Source organism: Streptomyces sp. ISL-96 (assembly GCF_018614035.1).
Classification (GTDB): domain Bacteria; phylum Actinomycetota; class Actinomycetes; order Streptomycetales; family Streptomycetaceae; genus Streptomyces.
On sequence record NZ_JAGGPA010000020.1, the window covers coordinates 274,414 to 292,840 of the forward strand.

General features: G+C 71.1%; 18 protein-coding genes. 3 read left to right on the forward strand and 15 right to left on the reverse strand.

Translation table 11 applies throughout. The annotated features are described in order from the left end of the window. Nucleotides 1-11: 11 nt before the first annotated feature. The 8 genes from J7E96_RS14395 to J7E96_RS14430 form a co-directional block, all read right to left on the reverse strand. On the reverse strand, nucleotides 12-1,403 hold the full coding sequence (locus tag J7E96_RS14395) for a YcaO-like family protein (RefSeq protein WP_374196677.1): 1,392 nt from the start codon (nucleotides 1,401-1,403) through the stop codon (nucleotides 12-14). Then, the gene (locus J7E96_RS14400) at nucleotides 1,394-2,887 is read right to left on the reverse strand and encodes a CocE/NonD family hydrolase (protein ID WP_215131162.1); all 1,494 of its coding nucleotides are present in this window, start codon (nucleotides 2,885-2,887) and stop codon (nucleotides 1,394-1,396) included. Before J7E96_RS14400 ends, J7E96_RS14395 begins: the two co-directional genes overlap by 10 nt. Nucleotides 2,888-2,997: 110 nt before the next feature. Then, on the reverse strand, nucleotides 2,998-3,861 hold the full coding sequence (locus J7E96_RS14405; protein WP_215131163.1) for a hypothetical protein: 864 nt from the start codon (nucleotides 3,859-3,861) through the stop codon (nucleotides 2,998-3,000). Nucleotides 3,862-3,953: 92 nt separating this feature from the next. Next, nucleotides 3,954-4,100, reverse strand: a complete 147-nt coding sequence (gene amiA, locus J7E96_RS14410; protein WP_215131164.1) for a streptamidine family RiPP — start codon at nucleotides 4,098-4,100, stop codon at nucleotides 3,954-3,956. 58 nt (nucleotides 4,101-4,158) lie between these two features. Continuing rightward, entirely contained in the window at nucleotides 4,159-5,067 is a 909-nt protein-coding gene (locus J7E96_RS14415) for an ABC transporter ATP-binding protein (RefSeq protein ID WP_215131165.1), read from the reverse strand. Between the two features lie 47 nt (nucleotides 5,068-5,114). Further along, complete coding sequence (locus tag J7E96_RS14420; RefSeq protein WP_215131167.1) at nucleotides 5,115-6,179, reverse strand: iron ABC transporter permease; 1,065 nt, start codon at nucleotides 6,177-6,179, stop codon at nucleotides 5,115-5,117. Continuing rightward, nucleotides 6,176-7,105 carry an iron ABC transporter permease gene (locus tag J7E96_RS14425; protein ID WP_251069912.1) on the reverse strand — a complete coding sequence of 310 codons (930 nt, stop codon included), beginning with the start codon at nucleotides 7,103-7,105 and terminating at the stop codon, nucleotides 6,176-6,178. The genes J7E96_RS14420 and J7E96_RS14425 overlap by 4 nt, the downstream gene beginning before the upstream one ends. A 59-nt stretch (nucleotides 7,106-7,164) precedes the next feature. Next, nucleotides 7,165-8,145, reverse strand: coding sequence for an ABC transporter substrate-binding protein (locus J7E96_RS14430; protein WP_215131169.1), 981 nt, complete (start codon nucleotides 8,143-8,145; stop codon nucleotides 7,165-7,167). Between the two features lie 165 nt (nucleotides 8,146-8,310). Here J7E96_RS14430 and J7E96_RS14435 point away from each other — a divergent pair, with 165 nt between their 5' ends. Further along, nucleotides 8,311-9,504 (forward strand): hypothetical protein, encoded by a 1,194-nt coding sequence (locus J7E96_RS14435; protein ID WP_251069863.1) that lies wholly within the window; start codon nucleotides 8,311-8,313, stop codon nucleotides 9,502-9,504. 17 nt (nucleotides 9,505-9,521) lie between these two features. On the opposite strand, the gene J7E96_RS14440 is transcribed toward J7E96_RS14435, so the two are convergent. Next, entirely contained in the window at nucleotides 9,522-11,387 is a 1,866-nt protein-coding gene (locus tag J7E96_RS14440) for a serine/threonine protein kinase (protein ID WP_215131173.1), read from the reverse strand. Between the two features lie 64 nt (nucleotides 11,388-11,451). Between J7E96_RS14440 and J7E96_RS14445 the strand changes: the two genes are divergently transcribed. Continuing rightward, nucleotides 11,452-12,045, forward strand: a complete 594-nt coding sequence (locus J7E96_RS14445; protein WP_215131176.1) for a TetR/AcrR family transcriptional regulator — start codon at nucleotides 11,452-11,454, stop codon at nucleotides 12,043-12,045. Nucleotides 12,046-12,075: 30 nt separating this feature from the next. Here the strand turns inward: J7E96_RS14445 and J7E96_RS14450 are convergent, their stop codons facing one another. From J7E96_RS14450 to J7E96_RS14460, 3 genes are all read right to left on the reverse strand, one after another. Then, complete coding sequence (locus J7E96_RS14450; RefSeq protein ID WP_251069864.1) at nucleotides 12,076-13,686, reverse strand: RICIN domain-containing protein; 1,611 nt, start codon at nucleotides 13,684-13,686, stop codon at nucleotides 12,076-12,078. A gap of 597 nt (nucleotides 13,687-14,283) precedes the next feature. Further along, the gene (locus J7E96_RS14455; protein ID WP_215131180.1) at nucleotides 14,284-14,673 is read right to left on the reverse strand and encodes an MmcQ/YjbR family DNA-binding protein; all 390 of its coding nucleotides are present in this window, start codon (nucleotides 14,671-14,673) and stop codon (nucleotides 14,284-14,286) included. Nucleotides 14,674-14,803: 130 nt separating this feature from the next. Next, complete coding sequence (locus tag J7E96_RS14460; RefSeq protein ID WP_374196669.1) at nucleotides 14,804-15,739, reverse strand: SpoIIE family protein phosphatase; 936 nt, start codon at nucleotides 15,737-15,739, stop codon at nucleotides 14,804-14,806. Between J7E96_RS14460 and J7E96_RS37365 the strand changes: the two genes are divergently transcribed. Continuing rightward, nucleotides 15,645-16,133, forward strand: coding sequence for a hypothetical protein (locus tag J7E96_RS37365; protein WP_251069926.1), 489 nt, complete (start codon nucleotides 15,645-15,647; stop codon nucleotides 16,131-16,133). The two genes, J7E96_RS14460 and J7E96_RS37365, sit on opposite strands and share 95 nt — an antisense overlap. Before the next feature lie 28 nt (nucleotides 16,134-16,161). On the opposite strand, the gene J7E96_RS14465 is transcribed toward J7E96_RS37365, so the two are convergent. The 3 genes from J7E96_RS14465 to J7E96_RS14475 are packed head-to-tail and all read right to left on the reverse strand — an operon-like array spanning nucleotide 16,162 to nucleotide 18,397. Beyond that, on the reverse strand, nucleotides 16,162-17,151 hold the full coding sequence (locus tag J7E96_RS14465) for a PDR/VanB family oxidoreductase (protein WP_308295955.1): 990 nt from the start codon (nucleotides 17,149-17,151) through the stop codon (nucleotides 16,162-16,164). Continuing rightward, nucleotides 17,148-17,336, reverse strand: a complete 189-nt coding sequence (locus J7E96_RS14470; RefSeq protein ID WP_215131419.1) for a hypothetical protein — start codon at nucleotides 17,334-17,336, stop codon at nucleotides 17,148-17,150. Before J7E96_RS14470 ends, J7E96_RS14465 begins: the two co-directional genes overlap by 4 nt. After that, nucleotides 17,333-18,397, reverse strand: a complete 1,065-nt coding sequence (locus J7E96_RS14475) for an aromatic ring-hydroxylating dioxygenase subunit alpha (protein WP_215131182.1) — start codon at nucleotides 18,395-18,397, stop codon at nucleotides 17,333-17,335. The genes J7E96_RS14470 and J7E96_RS14475 overlap by 4 nt, the downstream gene beginning before the upstream one ends. Between the last annotated feature and the right edge of the window lie 30 nt (nucleotides 18,398-18,427).

Below are 18,427 nucleotides of genomic sequence, written 5' to 3' on the forward strand. Positions count from 1 at the left end.
GTCGTTTCCCCTTACATGTGCGGCGGCGGTGTGAGCGTGAAGTCCTGCGGTGTGAGCGGCGGCACCGACCGCCAACCCCGGGACAGTGCCGCCTCGGCGAACCGCGGACTGCCGAAGTAGCCGAACGCCGCCGGGGCGTTGGGTATGAGGCCGGACACGAGCACGCGCGCCACCCTGAGCGGGGTCGCGGTGACGTCTTCGGTCGTCAGGTCGAAGGTGACGACTCGGTGCCCACCGGCCGCGAGCCGGGCGTCGAGGGCGCCGCGGCTTCCTGGCTCGACCTCGCCGATTCCCACGACTCCGCCGGCCGGGTCGGCGAAGCGGGCCGCCAGCGGGGTGACGCGTTCGTCGAGCCACACCTGCACATGCGCGCCGAGGTCGCGTACCGCGGCGAAGTCGGTGCCGCAGTCGTCCAGATAGCGCCGGTCGGCCCGGTGCTCCAAGTACAGGCCAGGTGCGAACATCCCCGCGTCGACCGCCCGGAAGACCCAGCCGTCGCGGTCGACCGCGCCCTGAGTGAACACCCAGGTGTGGACGGCTTCCAATACGGCCTTGCGGGCGGCCTCCGCCGGGTCGTAGCGGCAGGCGAAGCCCGCGGCGTAGATCCGGCGCTGCGGGTCGTAGACCAGGGCGGCCATGCAGGGCGCGAATTCCGACGGCATCTCGACGATCCAGACGTCCAGTTCGCAGCCGTCGAGGTCGGCCGTCAGCCCCGGCACGCTGGCGGGATCGATGCCTCGTGTCGGCCCGTCGAGGTGCCACCACAGCTCCAGCGCGTCACGCTCGACGACCTCCAGCAGCCCGCGCTCCACGGCGTCGTCGAAGCCCTGACCGGTGGCGATACCCGCGTAGTTCAGGTGATGCGTACGAGGAAGGGAACGTAGCTCCCCCTGCCGCCAGTTGAGGTGGGTCAGTGCGACCGGAGCCCAGCATTCCGCCGCACCTTCGTTCCCGCGGGTCCACAGGGCGGGTGTGTCCTGGTCGAACTGCCGGTAGGGGAACCCTGGGCGGTCGTACTGCCAGGACGCGTAACGGGGCAGCTCGTCCGGCCCGTACAACCGCACTCCCTCGTCGTGGAGTTGGCGCGCTGTGGCAAGCCTGGGAGCGTCCGGGTGTCCCGGCGGGGGCAGCCGGTTGCCGCAGTAGCGCTCCATGGCCTCGGCGATGGCGGCGACTCGGGCGCCCTGCGGGTCGCCGAACGTCGTCCCGAGCGAGACGCGGTCGGCCGGCCAGGCCCCGAAGCGGCGGGCATCGGCCACTTCGGCCGTCATCGCGGTGTAGCGCGGTGGTGCTCCGGTGGGGTGCTCGACCGGTTCCACTCCCCGGATCAGCCCGCACACGGGGTCCACGAGTTCATCGATCGGCACGAGGCCTGCGGGCACGCTGTTGCTGGTCAACGGCAGATCTCCTGTGCGGGGTCGACACGCGCGACGCGGTGCCGGGTGGGGACAACGGGCAGTACCAGAGCGCTGCCTTCGAGCAGTACGGACCGGCGTGACGGGTGCAGCCGGGTCGCGGTGACCGGATCCTCACCGGAGTGCGGATTACGCGCGTGCGCGGGAAAGTGGTGTCCGCCGACTTCGACGCGCAGGCGCGTTCCGGCGGCCAGGCGCCGGGAAACGAATCCGAGGGGCACCGACATCCGGGCGGCCTCGTTCCTGGGGTCCGTACGCCGTACGATTCCGGTCGCCAGGGGATCGGCGAACCCCCGCGGGTCAAGGGCGACGACGCGTACGAGCCAGTCGGCGCAGGGCGTGTCCGCCACGGCCGTCAGCGAGACCTCCGCCCGGCCGAGGAGGTCCAGCGGCCGGGGCAGCGGCGCGGTGACGAGCAGGCACCGGTCGGCGGCGCCGGTGGCCGGGACGTTCAAGTGGTCGGAGCGCAGCGGCCGTTCGGGGTCCGCTTCGAAGCCTGCTCCGCCGACCAGGCGCAGGCCGGTGCCGAAGGGGTACACCGTGGGCTCCGGGACATCAGCCATGGAGGCCCACCATCCGCTGCCTCCGAGCGCGGCCGCTCCACGGCGGCCCTCCGCCAGCTCGCCGTTGAGCGCTGCTCGCGCCCAGCGGGCGTAGAGCGCACCCAGATTCAGCCGGTGTTCTCGGCGGGCTTCGGCTCCCGGTGATGCCGTCAGCGCGTGCCCCCACGGCCCCATCAGGAGCCGGGCGGGGCCGCCCCATTGCCGCCACAGCTCGACGGTGTCGTCGCGGAAGGGGTCTCGACTTCCGCCGACCGCGAGCAGAGGTATGCCGGCCGCCGCGCCGCGCGCGGCGATGCCGCTGCCCCTCGCCTGCTGCCACAAGCCTGACCAGGACGGCAGCGCGCGCCGGAGCCTGCGCGGGAAATCGCTCACGGGAAGGTGGTCAAGAAGGCGCGGGTCCCTGGCGAGGGCCTTTTCCAGAGCGTCCTCGTCGGACGTCCTGCGGTCGCCGTGCGCGGCCCACCAGCCCGCCCGGGCCAGCAGACGCTCCGGTCCGCTCGCCTCGCGCGCCGTTTCGGCGGCTCCGAGCGCGGGCACCGCGGCGATGAGGGCGTCCGGGCGGCCGTCCGCCGGTTCGCCCAGCCCGGCAGTCAGTGCGCAGTACGCGCCGTAGGAGCTCCCGTAAGCGACGACCTTCCCGGCGCACCAGGCCTGACTGCGCATCCAGCGCACCGTCGCCGCGCCGTCTCCCTCTTCGTTCCGGTACGGGTGCCACTGCCCGTCCGATGCGTGCCGGCCGCGTACGTCCTGCGCCATCGCGGCGAAGCCCAGCGCCGCCCAGGCGCGCAGCTCGGCGCGGTGGTGGCGGCGATCGTACGGCGTGCGGATGAGGACGGCGGGGAACGGCCCGTCGCCGAACGCTTCAGGGGGAAGGCACAGGTCCGCCACCAGCCGGACGCCGTCGGACATGCCAACCGGCGTCTCCTGTACGGGGCAGGGAGCGTCGCCCTCTCTTCGCGAAGGTGAGAGCGTCCTCCCTGTCGGTACGCCGACGACCGCGCCGGCGCCGGATATGCCGCTCATCGGGCCGCGCCCCGTGCACCCGCCGTGGCGGGCGTACCGGGCCGGTGCAGCGGGGCCACCGCCGGTACGGGCAGTACGAGGTGCTCGGTGACCGTCAAGTCGCGCAGATCGACGCGGCGCAGGCGGCGGCGTACCGGCACACGACCGGCCTTGTGCCGGCCGCCGGCCCAGGCGACGAGGTCGGCGGTGAGCAGCTCCACGATCAGTGCGGCCGACGCTTCGCCGCCCGTCCCGCCGCTCTCCGGCGACCGGCTTCCCGCCCAGTAGGCGGCGAGTTCACGGTGCGCGGCGGTGGCGGCGAGCCGCCGCAGGCGCACGTCCGCGGACGTGACGTCACCGGGTGCTGCGGCGAGTGGTTCTATCCACGCCTGGAACCCTTCACGGTGGCAGCGCAGCCAGCCGATGCCCCGCTCGGGCAGCCGGTCCGCGACCTCCCACAGCCCGTCGGGCACGGGCGAGTCGAGGCACCACACCACTGCTGCCGTTACGTCCTGCCGCGGCCCCTTCTCGGACATCGCGGCGACCTCGTCGGGCCCGATGTGCTTGACGTCAGCGCCTTCGGCGGCGATCCGCCGCGCCAGCCTCCCGGTGAGGGTCGCCTCGCCGAGGAGGAAGACGGTCCGTCCTTCCAGTGGCCGTTCGTCGTCGCTCCCCGCATAGCCGGCGCTCTCGAAGGCCTGCACCAGGTTCTCCAGTGCCGGAGTGCCCTGCGGACCTCCCTCGAACCTGCCGATCAGGTCCTCGGCCGCCACCTCCCCGGTGTCGACGCGCAGGAATTCACCGTCCTGCGTCCGTACGGCCACGCCCAGTCCGGGCACGGCGACGATCTCGACGCCAGGTGCGAGTCGGCTGACGGTCACAAGGAGGCTCCTGAGGTAAGAGGCTGCGGCTGCGGCGCTGCGAAGGGAGGAGCGGGCCCGCCCAAGTGCTGGGCGGGCCCGCTCCCTTGCTTCTACTTGTTGTCGTCGACGGTGACGTCGGCGACGTCGGCCGCGTCGTTGTCGAAGGGGTTCTCGACGAGGGCGTTGGAGTGGGTCGCCGACAGGTGCGCCAGCTGGCCCTGCTCGGCGATCGGGCTGAACACCTTGTTGTGCTCCATGGGAAGTCTCCATTCGCTTGGGAAACCGCGGACGCCTGTCGGCGCCGCACCACAGACACTAGTGAATATGATTATCGTTTTGCAATAGCTCCTCGGCGGGCAGAGGGTGATCTGGGTAACACACCGGCCAGCCACCCTCCGGGTCCCTGCCCACCCGGCCGGCGACGCCCAGTACGTCGGCGAGCAGCTCAGGGGTGACGATGCGGCCGGGCGGGCCGTCCGCCACCACCCGGCCCCCACGCAGGGCGACCACGCGGTCCGCGAAGCGCGCGGCGTGGCCCAGGTCGTGCAACACCATCACCACGGTCAGCGAACGCTCCTCGCGGAGCCTCACCACGGTTTGCAGCACCTCGAGTTGGTGCCGCAGATCGAGATACGTGGTGGGCTCGTCCAGCAGCAGTACGCCGGTGTCCTGGGCCAGGGACATCGCCAGTCGCACCCGCTGGCGTTCGCCGCCGGACAGGGAATCGACCATGCGGTCGGCCCAGTCGGACACCCCCACATCGGCGAGCGCCCGCGCGCACACGTCGTCGTCGCCGTCCCTGAGCATGCCCAGAGGCCCACGGGCCGCGTACCGCCCCTGCTTCACCAACTGACGTACCGTCATGCCGGGGACACCGGGAGACGACTGGTGCAGCAGTGCGACCCGGCGTGCGGCGGCCCGCCGGGAAAGGCGTGCGAGGTCGTCGCCGTCCAGTACGACCCGGCCGGCCGAAGGACGCAGCAGCCCGGCCATGAGCCGCAGCAGCGTGCTCTTTCCGCAACCGTTGAGGCCGATCAGAGCGAGCAGTTCGCCTGCCTCGACCCGTAGGTTCACGTCCGCCAGGACGGTCCGTCCCGGATAGCCGAAGCTCACTGCCTCAACGGCTATCGCGTCGGGCCTGTGCGAGGCAGCACCGGCAGCCGCACTCCCGGCCGCTCGCGCCAGTCCGGCCTCTGATGCCTCTGAGGTCTGCGAGGCGGTCATCTTTCCTCCTGAGTACAACGTCCGTCGGAGTCCCGTCTGTCGCCCGCTCACCCCTGCCCGGCCCCCTGACGGCGTGCCACGACGAGGAGCAGTACGGCGCCCACGCAGGTCGTCAGCGCCCCGACCGGTACGGTCACCCGCCCGGCGTCCAGCCCTTCCACCAGCAGCCGGGAGAGCAACTGCGCCGCCGCGTCGGCCCCGCACACCACGAGCGCGCCGATCAGCGCGGCTCCCGGGAGGGTGACCCGCAGATCGGCGCCGAAGACCGCGAGCGCCAGATGAGGCACCAGCAGTCCCACGAAGCCGAGCGCCCCCACGGCCGAGACGGCGCCCGCGGTCAGTGCGACCGCGCACACGAGCGCCGCTCCGCGGGCCCGTCCGACCGCCAGTCCCGCCGCGCTCGCCTGCTCGTCACCACAGCTCAGCAACGTCAGCGGCGCCGCCAGGGAGCAGGCCGCGACGGCCCATGCCAGAGCCCACGGCCACAGCAGCGACCAGTGCTGCCACACCCGCCCCTCGGTGGACCCGATCAGCCACTGCACCACGCTGCCCAGCTCTCCGGGTGCGACGAGCAGCACCACCGCGGTGAGTCCGGCGAGTACGGCGGACACGAGCACTCCGTAGACAGCGGTCTGCTCGGGGTCCCCCTTCTCACGCCCGGCGAGCAGCCACAGCAGCCCTGCTCCGAGGAAGCCGCCCACGCAGGCGGCGACGACCACTGCCGTCGGGGATTCCCAGCCCGCCAGCCCCAGCCCGGTCGCGGTCACCGCTCCGAGCACCGCTCCCGGGGTGACACCCGTAACCTCTGGGCCCGCCAACGGGTTGCGCAGCGCCGACTGGAGGAGGAGCCCGGCAAGGCCCAGGCTCGCCCCGGCGCCGAGAGCGACCAGCGCTCTCGGCATGCGCAGTTGCACAACGATGTGCCGCGCGGTCGGCTCGCCCGCCCCGGTCAGCACCTCCCACACCTCACCCGCGCCCAGGCTGCGGCCGACGGTCATCTGGGCGCAGACGGCCACGACGACGAGTGCCAACAGCAGCCACAGCTTCGCTCCCGTGCCGATCGTGGAGGGCCGGCGTCGTGCACGTTCGCGTGCGGTGGCCGGTGCGCTCATCGGCCACCTCCCGAGACAGCGCCGGCCGGCCGCCGCATCCGCAGCAGCGCGACCCCCACCGGCACCCCGAGCAACGCCGTCCACGCGCCGACCGGCGTCTCGACCGGCGCGAGGGCCAAGCGGGCCGGCTGGTCGGCGCACAGGACGACCAGCGCCCCCCACACGGCCGACCAGGGCAGCCAGGTCAGCGCGTCCGCCTCCGGCCGCAGCCGTCGGGCGAGCTGCGGCGCGAGGAACCCCACCCACGCGACCGGCCCGCAGACGGCGACGACCGGAGCGATCAGGACAATGGCGATGGCCAGCGCCCCGAGCCGCGCCTGCCGCACTCGTACTCCCATGGCGCGGGCGTCGTCGTCCCCGAGGCGCAGCACCCCGAGGACCGGGGCACACAGCACGAGCGCCGGGACGGCGACGAGCAGCCATGGCCAGAGCCCTGTCACATCGTCCCAGGTCCTGGCGGACAAACTGCCCAGCAGGTAGCGGTAGATCAGCTGTAGATCCAGCTGATCGGCGAGCACCATCAGGACCAGCAGACCGGCTTGCAGAGCGGCCGATACGGCGGCTCCCGTCAGAAGGACGGCCGATGGACTGCGCCCGAATCCCGCCGCCACGAGGGTGAGCACGCCGCCGATCACCGCTCCGCCCAGGGCGAGCAGCGGGACCACGGCCGCGGGCACCGACAGGGCCAGCACGAGCGGCGCGGCGACGCCGAGGGCGGCCCCCGAGGACACTCCGATCATCTCCGGTACGGCCAGCGGGTTGCGCAGCGCCTCCTGGAGGACGAGGCCCGCCGCACCCAGACAGGCGCCGGCCGCCAGCGCGAGTACCAGCCGCGGAAGTCTCAGTTCGGTGAGGATCACCCCCTCGATGCCGCTGCCGCTCAGCGCCGCGGGCAGCCGGTGTGGAGCGACGTACGGCGTCCCCATGCACAGGGCGACGCCGGATGCCACCACCAGGAGAACCGCGGCGCCTGCCAGTTGGCGTATCACCGCAGTGCGGCCGTGGCCTCGTCGAGGACCAGGCCGAGCGAGCGCGTTCCACGTCCCTTGGCCCAGACGTCGGAGTTCACCTCGAACACCTTGTCGTTCTGTACGGCCGGGATGCGCGACCAGAGCGGGTTCTTGGCCAGCTTGTCGGAAAGCTTTCCGTCCGGCGCGCCGAAGGAGAGGGTCTCGACGAAGAGAACGTCGACGTCGCGGGTGAGGATTTCCTCGATGCTGTAACTGCCTTCAACGCCGCGTCCCTTCCAGGGATACGACGAGATCTTCGGGAAGAGGCCGGCGGCCACGTCGTTCTTCGGCGTCGCGACTCCGAAGTTCTCGTCGCTGCCGAAGATGATCAGAGACGTCTTGTCGCTCTTCTCCCTCTCCGCCCGGGCGAGCTTGGTACGGAAGCGCTTCTCCGCCGCTTCGGCCTGCTTCGTACGCCCGGTCAGTGCTGCCAGGTCGCGCAGGTAGCCGACGCTGTCCTCCCAGGTGGAGGGCTGAACGGGCCAGAAGGTGGTGGCTCCCTTCAGTGCGGGAGCGAGCTTGCCGTGGGTGTCTTCCAGGCCGATCACCAGGTCCGGTTCGTGCGAGAGGACGGCCTCGACCTCGGGGCTGAGGAAGCCGCCCGGAACCACCGGAATCTTCCGCGCCCGCTCCTTGCCGAAGAACTCCGGGTGGGCGAGCAGCGTGGAATTGGTGGCCGCCGGGGTCATGCCGAGTTCCGCCAGCATGTCGTCGCACAGTGCGACGAGGCAGACGATGCGCTGGGGCGGCTTCTTGGCCGTGACGGTGACGCCCTGGGCGTCGGTGATCGTGGTCGACGCCTTGATGGGCCGGACGTTCACGCTGGTTTTCGGACCGGAGTCGTCCGCCCCGGCCTTCCCGGTGGCGGGCTTCTCTGCGCCGCCGCATCCGACCAGGACGGTTCCCATGACGACGGCCGCCGCCCAACGGCGGACCCTTCTCACTGCGCGCGACATGACGTGCCCTCTGTTCTTCTCGATATCCAGCAGTCTTTTAGAGATGATAATCATTGCCAAACGAGCCCTTGTCCAGCCATCGCAGCCCCGGAGGCCCCGACCGTGAATCTCGGACCACGACTGATCGTCGCCGACCAAATAGCTGGAAAAATAAGCATTCTGGACATGCGGTGCGGGCGCGACGGGCGGACCACAGCTCAGCTCGACGGGCGCCACCTCGCCGAGCACGCCGGCTTCCTCGCCCTTCCGCGCAACCTCACCGCCTTCGTCGACGACCGCGCGGGCGAGTTGCTGATCCTCGATCCGTACGGACCGGAGTCGGGCCGTCCGGTCGTCGAGTCCCGCATACCGGTGGCAGTCCCCGCCGAGCATCTGGCCGCAGACCACTCCGGGCGCCGCATCGCCGTCACCACCGGCCTGGGCCGCAACTGGGCTGCGTGGAGCGACCAGTTGACGGCCATCGACCTGGCGGCCGAAGGAGGCCCCAGCGCGGTCCGCGTCCGTACCCGGGTCGGCGAACCGGGTGTCACCTTCGCCGGCTCACCCGACGACCCGTTGGTGGTGCTGCGCCATCGCGAGCCGGGCGAACTCACGGCGTACCGGCACGCCGACCTGATGGCGGCCGCCCCCTCATGCCCGCCCGCCGAGCCGGCACAGACACTCCCCCTGCCGGACCACGACGGACACGGTGACGCCTACGACCCCCTGACAGGCTGGTTGTTCGCGGCAGCGGGCTCAGGGGTTCACCGGGCTCGCGAACACGGCGGCGTGCTCGTGGCCGGAGATACGCTGCCCTGGGAGGCCGGCGGACGTACCGGGGGCCGCGGCTACTACCTGCGGCTCGACGCCGCGCGCCGAACCCTGTGGTCCTGCGTAAGGGGCGGCCCGAGCGCCCCCGAAGAGTGGCCGGACTGGACCAACGACGCCTGGTGGCACCACCTCGATACGGGCCGCGGTGGCCGCCTCGGCCTCGGCCCGGGCCTGGTGTTCCGGCTGGCGGTGCTGGCCGGCCACGTGGCCTTCGCCCGCGTACACCCCGACGGCGACGAACTGATCCTCGTCTCCACCACAGACACGGCCCCGAGCGTGACGGCACGCCTGCCGCTGCCGCCGATGGCCGGAGCCCCACGCCGCGGCGGCACTCCGTGGGACGGCGTGCAGCGCCGCGCCATAGCGGCCTCCCCCGGCGCCTCACTTGTCGCGGTCTCCCGCGGGGGGCATGGAGAGGTCCACGTCTTCGACGCCGACACGGCCCGGCAGACGGCGCTCATCACCGTGCCCACGCCCCTCGACGAGGGCGGCCACCTCGCGCTGATCACCCCCAACGACGCATCCTCCATGGATCCGGTGGGTCGTTGAGTGCCTACCCACATGCCCTAGGCTTGTCGCGTCCAGCGCTGCGAAGCCTCCCCGGCGCACGTCTTCGTCACCAGGCCGCTGCTCATGCCCAGGTCGAGGCAGCCGCCGCCGTAGTCGCTGCGGAGGCTGCCGCCCGAACCCGCACGCCACAGCCGGCCGGCGTCCTGGGCGCAGTCGCCCACGAAGACGGCCTGGCCGAGCCCGTTGGAGTACAGGCACTGGCCGGTCTGCTGGTTGACGAGCTTGAAGCTGCCGTCCGAGCCGCTCCGCACGGTCCACCGGGCGGTGGAGTCCGAGCAGTCCCCATGGTCCGAGGCGCCGTAGACCTGGGTGACGCACCTGCCGTTGTCGCCGTTGCGGTAGCGGTGGGTGCCGGAGGCGGGGGGCGTGGTGGCTGGGGGCGCCCCGCCGCCGGAGGTGCCGGAGAGGCCCGAGCCGCCGGAAGTGCCCGAGCTGCCGGAACCGCCGGACGTGCCCGAGCCGCCGGAGGTGTCGCTTCCGCCCGTGCCGTCCTGTGCGCCGGTCCCGGTGCCCCCGGTGACCGTGACCTGGGACCCGCTCGTGCCTCCCTGCCCCTTGTCCTCGTCGTCCTCCTCACCCTTGTTCTTGGCAGGCGACTTCGCCGGTGACTTCCCCGGTGACGCCGTACCCGACGGGCTCCCTCCCGCCGTCGGCGACGTCGGGTCGGCCGGTGCCGAAACCGAGGCGGACGGGGTGGCCTGCGCCCCGGCCTGCGGCAAGGACACGTACGGCAGGAGCTGGATGGCGAGGGTCGTACCGCCCACGACCGCGACAACGGGGACGACGGCGAGGAGGACGCGGGTACGGCGGCGGCGTTCAGGACGGGAATCGGCCTCGGGCTTCGGCTTCGGCTTCGGCTTCAGCTCCGGCTCGGTGTCCTTCTCCCGTACCTTCTCCGGTTCCGGCGTTCCGCCGGTGAGCGGGATCGTCGGTACGTCGATCTCCTGCACATTGGCGGCGAAGGCGGCCCGCTCGGACAGGCGCTCGGTGATGGCCGCAGGCCACAGCGGGGCGGCGAACGGACCGTGCTGTGAGGCGCGTTCGAGGAGTTCGGCGGCGGTGGGGCGGCCCTCGGGGGCCTTGTCGAGGCAGGCCGCGACGACCTCGGCGAGGTCCGGCTCCAGCTCCCGCAACGGCTCCAGGTCGGGCTCTTCGTGCACGATGCGGTACAGCACGCCGTGCCCCGACTCGTCCCCGAAGGGCGGCCGGCCACACGCCGCGTACGCGAGTACCGAGCCCAGCGCGAACACGTCGGTGGCGCCGCTCAACCCCCGTGAGGCCGAGGCCTGTTCGGGCGCCATGTAGGCGGGCGTGCCCACGACCATGCCGGTCCTGGTCAGCTGGCTCTGTTCGGCGGCCCGGGCGACTCCGAAGTCGATGAGGGTGAGCCCGTCGAGGGTCAGCATGACGTTGGACGGCTTGATGTCCCGGTGCACCATGTCCAGCGTGTGGACCGACGCCAGACCCGCTGCCGCCTCCCGCAGCAGCAGCCACAGCGCGGGCGCGGTGAGGGGGCCGCCGTTCAGCTCGACGGCTTGCCTCAGGGTGAGCCCGGGGACGTACTCCGTCGCGAACCACGGGGGCCGTGCGGTGCGGTCGCTGGCGAGCAGCGGTGCGGTGGCCTCGGCCGGCAGTCGGGACAGGTTGTCCAGCTCGTGCCCGAAGCGGCGCAGGAAGTCCTCGTCCTCACCGACGACGGAGGACAGCAGTTGCTTGACGGCGACGTACCGCCCCTCGTGGACCCCGAGGTACACCCGCCCCATACCGCCGGCCCCGAGCCGGCCCGCCAGCGGAATCGACCCGATCCGGAGCGGATCCCCCGCCTCCAGCGGCTCGGCCCCGCTCCCCCTCAGCTCCAACACGTCAGCCCCGCTAGAATTGGAATCAGTTTCTAGAAAGATACTCTAGAACCGGAGAAGGAATCCGATGAGCCCGAAACAGCAACGCGGCGAAGTCACCGTCGACTTGCTCCTCGACGCCGCGCTGCGCGTCTACGCGGCCGAGGGCGAGCGGGGCGTCACGGTCGGCGCGGTCACCCGGGCCAGCGGCGTCAGTCTGGGCAGCCTCTACCACCACTTCGGCAGCGTCGACGGCCTCGTCGCCGCGCTGACGCACCGCTGGCTGAGCCGGCTGCTGGGCGAACTGGCCGGGGCTCTGCAAGGCGCCCGCACCGCCCGTACGGGCATCCGCGCCCTCGTCCGCACCTACCTGGCGTTCATCCAGGAGCACAGGGAAGCCGCCCTGCTCCTGCACTCCTCCACGGCCGACCGTCACCACATGGGCCGGGGCAAGGAACTCCGCGACGCCCAGGAGGCCCGGCTCTCGGCCTTCGCCCAGTGGATCCAGCCCCACGTCGAGTCCGGCGAACTCGCCCCGCTCCCCCTGCCGTTGATCGAGTCCCTGGCCCTGGGCCCGGTCGTCGCCGTCGCCCGCCGCTGGCTGTCGGGCATCGACGACGTCGACCTCGACGAGGCGGCCCGGATCCTGCCGGACCGGATCTGGCGGTCGCTGGCCCCGTGACGCGTGAACTTGCCTACGGCCGTCCCCGGTTCACCTTTCGGCGCCCTCGGAGAGGCCCGTGACACCGGCGTCCCGGCCGGACAGAGTCGGCAGGTCTCTCACATCGACGGCGTGACGCGGAAGGTGCGCCTCCTCCTCGTTGACCCGCTTTACGACAGGGCAGGTGTTGCCGCCGCCGTGGCGCGGCACAACGGGCTCCGGCCCTCCGCAGCCGCCGGCCTCCGCACGCCGTTTGTCGTAGTGCCCCGGCGGGACCTCCTCGCTCGAAGCCTCCGGCTCCTCCGGCTTGTCCCTTTTCCCGCCCGGTGAGGAAGACGAGCACTTCGGCGCGGTGCAGTCCTCTTCGGCAGGCGGTACGTCGGCGGCGACGCTCTCCGAGGACGGGGGTGTTCCGGAGATCGACCGGGATCCGGGGGTCACTGTCGGGGAGTCGAGCAGCCACCGCTGTTCCGCGGACCCGTTGCGGATCTTGACCACCACGTCCGCGTCCCTGTCCAGAGACACAGGCGTGAGCACCAGTCGCTCGTCCCACCGAGGCAGCAGTTCCCCTCGTACGGTCAGGTCGTAGCGCACGTCATCGGCGCGTGCCGCAGAGGGGCCGGCACATTCGGCGAGTGCGATCAGGCCCTCGTCCGCATGGGAATCGAGGCAGAGTTCCGGGTCCGCGACACTGCGCAGCAGGCCGTCGTCCTCGTACGACCACTGCTGGTTCCTGGCCGACGAGCACACCGCCAGCTTCGTCAGGGCACCGGACTTCGGCTTTCCGCCGCGGATGTCGAGGCACAGGTCCGCAGCGGCATTGCGCAGCCTGGTCCGCAGAGGAGCCGCGGGGAATCCGGCGGGGGTAGTGGGGACGGTGGAGGCGGTCGCGGTCGACTCGGCGGGCGGAGCCTCGGACGTGGGTTGCGGAGCGGTGGCGTGGCTGTCGCTCGAAGCCGTGGAGGCCGCGGGCCCGGCGTGATCGCCGTTTCCGTGGTCCGGCGAGAGGCTGGTGGCCAGCACGGCCGTGAGGAGTACGGCCGAGACGAGGCCAAGGCCGGTGAGCAAGACCTTCGCATGCCGCGTCGGTGGCGGTGTGAAGTGAGCGCCTGCCGCGGTGATGTGGGGCAGCAGACGGTGGCGTCCGGCTCCTGGGCGCCCGGCACCGTGGCGAACGCGGCCGCCGGCGTGCACCCCAACCCCTTGGGCGCCGCGGCCCGGCCGCGAGTCGAGATAGCGCCGGGCGCCCCAGCCGAGCACCGTTTCGGCCAGCAGGAGACCCAGGCGGTCTTCGAAATAGCCGAGTTGCTCAGCGGCGTAGCGGCAGTGACGGCACTTCGCCAGATGCGTTTGGACATCCGGGAGCAGGGCGCCGCCGCGGCGAATCGGTGCATCTATCAGACGGGTGTAGTAGCGGCATTCCTGGCTCGGTGCGAGTTCCCTATGGGCGCGCACGCAACCCGCACGGAATTGGTTGCGGGCCTGTTCCAGCAGGGCCGACGCGGTGTCGGTGTCCACGCCCAGCAGACCAGCCGGTACGGTTATGGGCTCGGCCTCGACCTCGACGTGCCACAGCACACACTGCGCGGCTCCTGGCAATGCCCGGAACGAGTGATCGGCGACCTTGCGGCTTTCAGCTGCCTTCGGCTTCACCGCGCGCATGCCGCGACCCCCTGTCGGTTTCCGCAGTTCCGGCAGGGAAGTGGATATGCGCTGGTCTGCGGCCCACCTCTTGACGGTGTCGCCTACGGCCACCAGGAGTCGGGGACGCAGCGCCGCTGCCGACTCACCCCGTACAAGGCTCTCCAGCATCTGATGGCAGGCCGCCGTCGTGACCTGTGATGCGATGTCAGCCGAGGAAGCGAGGCAGATGGCCGCATAGTCGCGAGCCGGCTTCCAGTGCCGGGCGAGGAGCATCGCAACGGCGTGTGCCGTCTCGCTCTCCGGCCGCGCTCGCAACCGCGCGGCGAGGCTCTCGTCGGATTCACCCGCAGCGGCGCCGGAACCAGGAGGATAGGGCGGGCGTGGGGGGTGGGGGGTGTGCACAGAACTGTTTTCCTTCCAAGGCGCAAAATGGCACAGAGAAGTTCTGGGCGCCGGAAATCGGCCCCTGATTGGTGCATACCAAGTTCGCTTAACGGGGAGAAAAGCGCCCACAATTGACTACACGTGAGGTAGTTCACCCTTGCACAAGTGACTCATGAGGAACAAGGCGCCAGAGTAACTTCCCATTCGTGAAAGGAAAGTGGGGTACACGAGTTACTCAGCCTCGATCCGTGCGTCGAGTTCCCTGACCTGTCGCTTGAGGGCGACGGTCCGGTAGCTCTCCTCCACCCACTCGCACAGCACCTCGGCCGTTGGCGCCCCCTTCTCCCCCAGTGGTACGGAGACCCAGCCCGCCCTGCCGAGTGCGTACCCGGTGGGCTCGGCCCCCGGCGCGGTCATCGCGTGCTCGTGCACCGCCGGGTCCTTCAGTTTGACGGAGAGGCCCGGGGGCTCGGGCCCGTCCGCGTTGCCGAGAAAGACGAAGATCTTTTTGTTGACCTTCACTACGCACTCCTCGGGGCCCCAGGGAAACTCTTCCACGGCTCCCGGCAGCCCGAGAGCGAACTCCCGCACCGCCTCCCACTTGCGCACCGCAGCCTTCATCGACGCCTCCTCCTGCCGCAGGTCACACTGCCCGCACGGACATCCGCTCCTCACGCTAGCCTCGGCGACGCACTCGCACTGCTGCGGCGCGGCACGTCGAGCTGGATGTGCCGGTCCTTCGGCGCCACGGTTAGAGAGCGGTTTCGTCCCACGCTCCGAGGAAGAGGTCGGCGAGGGATTCTCCAGTGGTGGCGGCCGTACCGTCGTGAAGGGGTTGTTCGGTCCAGATGACCTTGCCCTCCGGGGTGTAGCGGGTGCCCCAGCGGTGGGCGAGGTGGGCGACCAGGAACAGCCCGCGCCCGCCCTCGTCGGTGGTCGCCGCCCGGCGCAGATGCGGTGAGGTGCTGCTGCCGTCGGAGACCTCGCAGATCAAGCTGCGGTCGCGCAACAGCCGTACGCGGATGGGCGGCGAGCCGTAGCGGACGGCATTGGTGATGAGCTCACTGAGGATCAGTTCGGTGGTGTAGCCGATCTCTTCCAGGCCCCACTCCCGCAGCCGCGCACCGCACTCGGCGCGCACCGGGGCGACGGCGGCCGGGTCGGCGGGCACGTCCCACACGGCGATCTGCCCGGGATCCAGCAGGCGGGTACGGGCGACCAGCAGGGCGATGTCGTCACTGGCGCGTTCCGGGAGCATGGTGTCGATCACGGTCTCGCAAGTGGCCTCCGCGTCGCGGTCCCCGGCGGCGGCCAGTGAAGTACGGAGCAGTTCCAGTCCGGTGTCTACGTCACGGTCGCGGTCCTTGAGCAGGCCGTCGGTATAGAGGACAAGGCGGGAGCCCTCGGGCAGACGCAGGTCGGTGGTCTCGAACGGCATGGTCCCGCCCACTCCCAGCGGCGGGGCGACGGGTACGTGGGGGAAGCCCACGCTCCCGTCGGGATGCACCAGCACAGGGCCGGGGTGCCCGGCGCGGGCCACGCCGCAAGCCCCGGTGACCGGGTCGTAGATGGCGTACAGGCAGGTGGCCCCCGTGATCCCGTCGCCGTTCGACCATGGCCCACAGCACTCCCCGGAACGCGATCTCCTCGAGGAGCACGGTGCCGAGCGGTACACGGACGAACACACGGAACACCAACTGCTGCAGGGTGAGTCCCGCAGCGCGTTCGTCCAGGAAGGCCTCCCGCGTGAACGGCACGGCCAGACCCAGCAGATAGACCACCATGACGGCACCGACCAGGACCAGTCCCCAGCGCAGTCCCCGCCGGGCAGAGCCTGCCCCGAGGCCGAGGTCCGCCCAGCTGAGGCCGTCCCACCGGGCGATCAGCAGGAGAACGGCGGCCGTGGCGACGCAGAGGGGGACGTACCAGTCGGCGCCGAGCCGATTGCCCCACACCTGTACGGCAGCGAGCACCGCGATGACCAGAGTGATCCGCATCGTCGTACCAGAATCGCCGAAACCAGCAGCTGTCCCCCGCACAACGCGCCGGGCAGCCGACCGCCGTGCCGGCGACCGGGCTGAATAGTCCCGATGCACGTGAGCGAGACCATCACAGGTCCAGGACCAGGCGGGGGCAGGCCGCGCGTGAGACGCAGATGAACATGGTGTCGTGCGCGGCCTGCTCGGCCGGGGTGAGCAGGGAGTCCCGGTGGTCGACGGTCCCGTCGAGGACCGCGGTCTCGCAGGTGCCGCAGGTGCCCTCCTGGCAGGAGGACAGCACCTGCACGCCGGCTTCCTCGACGGCCTGGAGGACGGACTTGTCCGGTGGGACGCTCACCGTGATGCCGCTCTGGGCCAGTTCGACCTCGAAGGGCTCGTCCTGAGCGTGCGGGCCGAGGTCCTTGGGCGCGAAGCGCTCGATGTGCAGTACGCCGGAAGGCCAGTCACGGCAGCGCCGCTCGACGGCCTTCAGCAGACCTTCGGGGCCGCAGCAGTAGACCAACGTGTCCGTCTCCGGGCCGGCCAGCAGCGCGTCCAGGTCGAGTACGCCGAATTCCTCCTGGGGGCGTACGGAAACCCACTCTCCGTACGTCGCCTCCAGATGCTCGCGAAAGGCCATGGCCGGGCGGCTGCGGCCACCGTAGACGAGCTGCCAGTCAGCCCCTTGGCGCTGGGCCTCGGCGACCATGGGCAGGATCGGGGTGATGCCGATGCCACCCGCGATGAACAGGTAACGCGGGGACGGTTCCAGGGCGAAGTGATTGCGCGGTCCGCGCACCCGCACCTCGGCCCCCTCGCGCAGGCGCTCGTGGACCCACTTGGAGCCGCCCCGGCTCTCCGGTTCGTACAAGACCGCGACGTGCCACCGGGAGCGGTCGGCCGGGTCCGAGCAGAGCGAGTACTGCCGCACCAGGCCGGGTCCGAGCACCAGGTCGATGTGTGCGCCGGGGCTCCACTCGGGCAGGGGCGAGCCGTCGGTGTGCGCGAGCGTCAGCAGCGCGACGCGCTCGGCGAGGAACTCCTTCCGCGCCAGGGTCAGTTCGAGTTCGAGTTCGCGTTCCGGCTCGGCGGCAATGCGCGGGGGGATCACGGCGGTCACAGTTCTTCCCTCACAGTTCTGTGGCCCTCGGGGTGGCCCAGCAGCCAGTCCCACAGCTCCACCGGGTCCTCGAACTCCCGCTCCGCGCCGCAGTGGCAGACAGCCAGCAGCTGGTCGGTGCCCAGCACCCAGTGGATGCGGAAGACGCTTTCCCCCGTCAGGGCGGCGGGGTGGGACGCGTTCACGGGGCCGTCGCCGCCGGCTGCCCCGCGTCCGCCTGCGATGCCAGACGGGCGAGAATGCGACGGGCGGCCAGGCCGCCGGTGTCGATGTTGATGCTCAGCTCCTGGTAGCCGGCCTTCTCGGTGTCCAGGGATTTCTGCAGCAGGTTGAGGGCCACGACGTCCTGCATCACCACCGTGTGGTTGTTGCTGCGCAGGAATTCGGTGACGTTCTGGTCGTCGAGGGCGAAGTCGCGCGCCACGGCCCAGAAGTCGTACGTCGACTTCTCCGTCGACGGGGTGATGCCGTAGACGACCTCCACGTGGAACGCGTGCGGGTCGCTGCCGTCCGGATTCGGACCGGGAGCGCCTACGGGGGCGATGCGCGAGTGGAGCAGGTAGAGACAGGGCGCGTGGTACTCGATGTCCTGCCAGCGGGTGATGCGGCCCTCGATGCCCGTGGACTTCGCGTAGAACGGCGGGCACTCCGCGTCGTCCATGTGGCGGCTGACGTAGACGATGCCGGCCTTGTCGTCGGCCTCCGTGGTGATCGGGGTCTCGGCGACCTCCGGTGTGCCGATGTAACCGCCGTGCAGGTACGTCTCGTGGGACAGGTCCATGAGGTTGTCGACGAGCAGCCCGTAGTCGCCGTCGATCGGCTCCATGCCCGACACGACGGTGTACGCGGGCGAGTCCATCCACGGCGCGCGGGGCGACACGGTGTCCCCGGGCTCGCGGTCGCCGATCCACACCCACACGAAGGAGTCCTGCTCGATGACGGGGTAGGTCTTCAGGCGGGCGGTGCGCGGGATGCGCTGCTGGCCGGGCACGAAGACGCAGCCACCGTCGGGGCCGTAGGTGAAACCGTGGTAGCCGCACACCACCCGGTCACCGTCCAGCCGGCTCGGTGCCTGCGACAGCGGGAAGCGCCGGTGCACACAGCGCTCCGCCATCGCCACCGCCCGGCCGTCCTCCGTGCGGTACAGGAGGATCGGCTCACCCAGCACGGTGCGTCCGAGCAGTTCGCGCCCGACCTCGCGGCCGTAGGCGGCGACGTACCACTGATCGCGTACGAAAGCAGTCATGATCATCCTTGGTGGGTTTGTGGGTGTGGG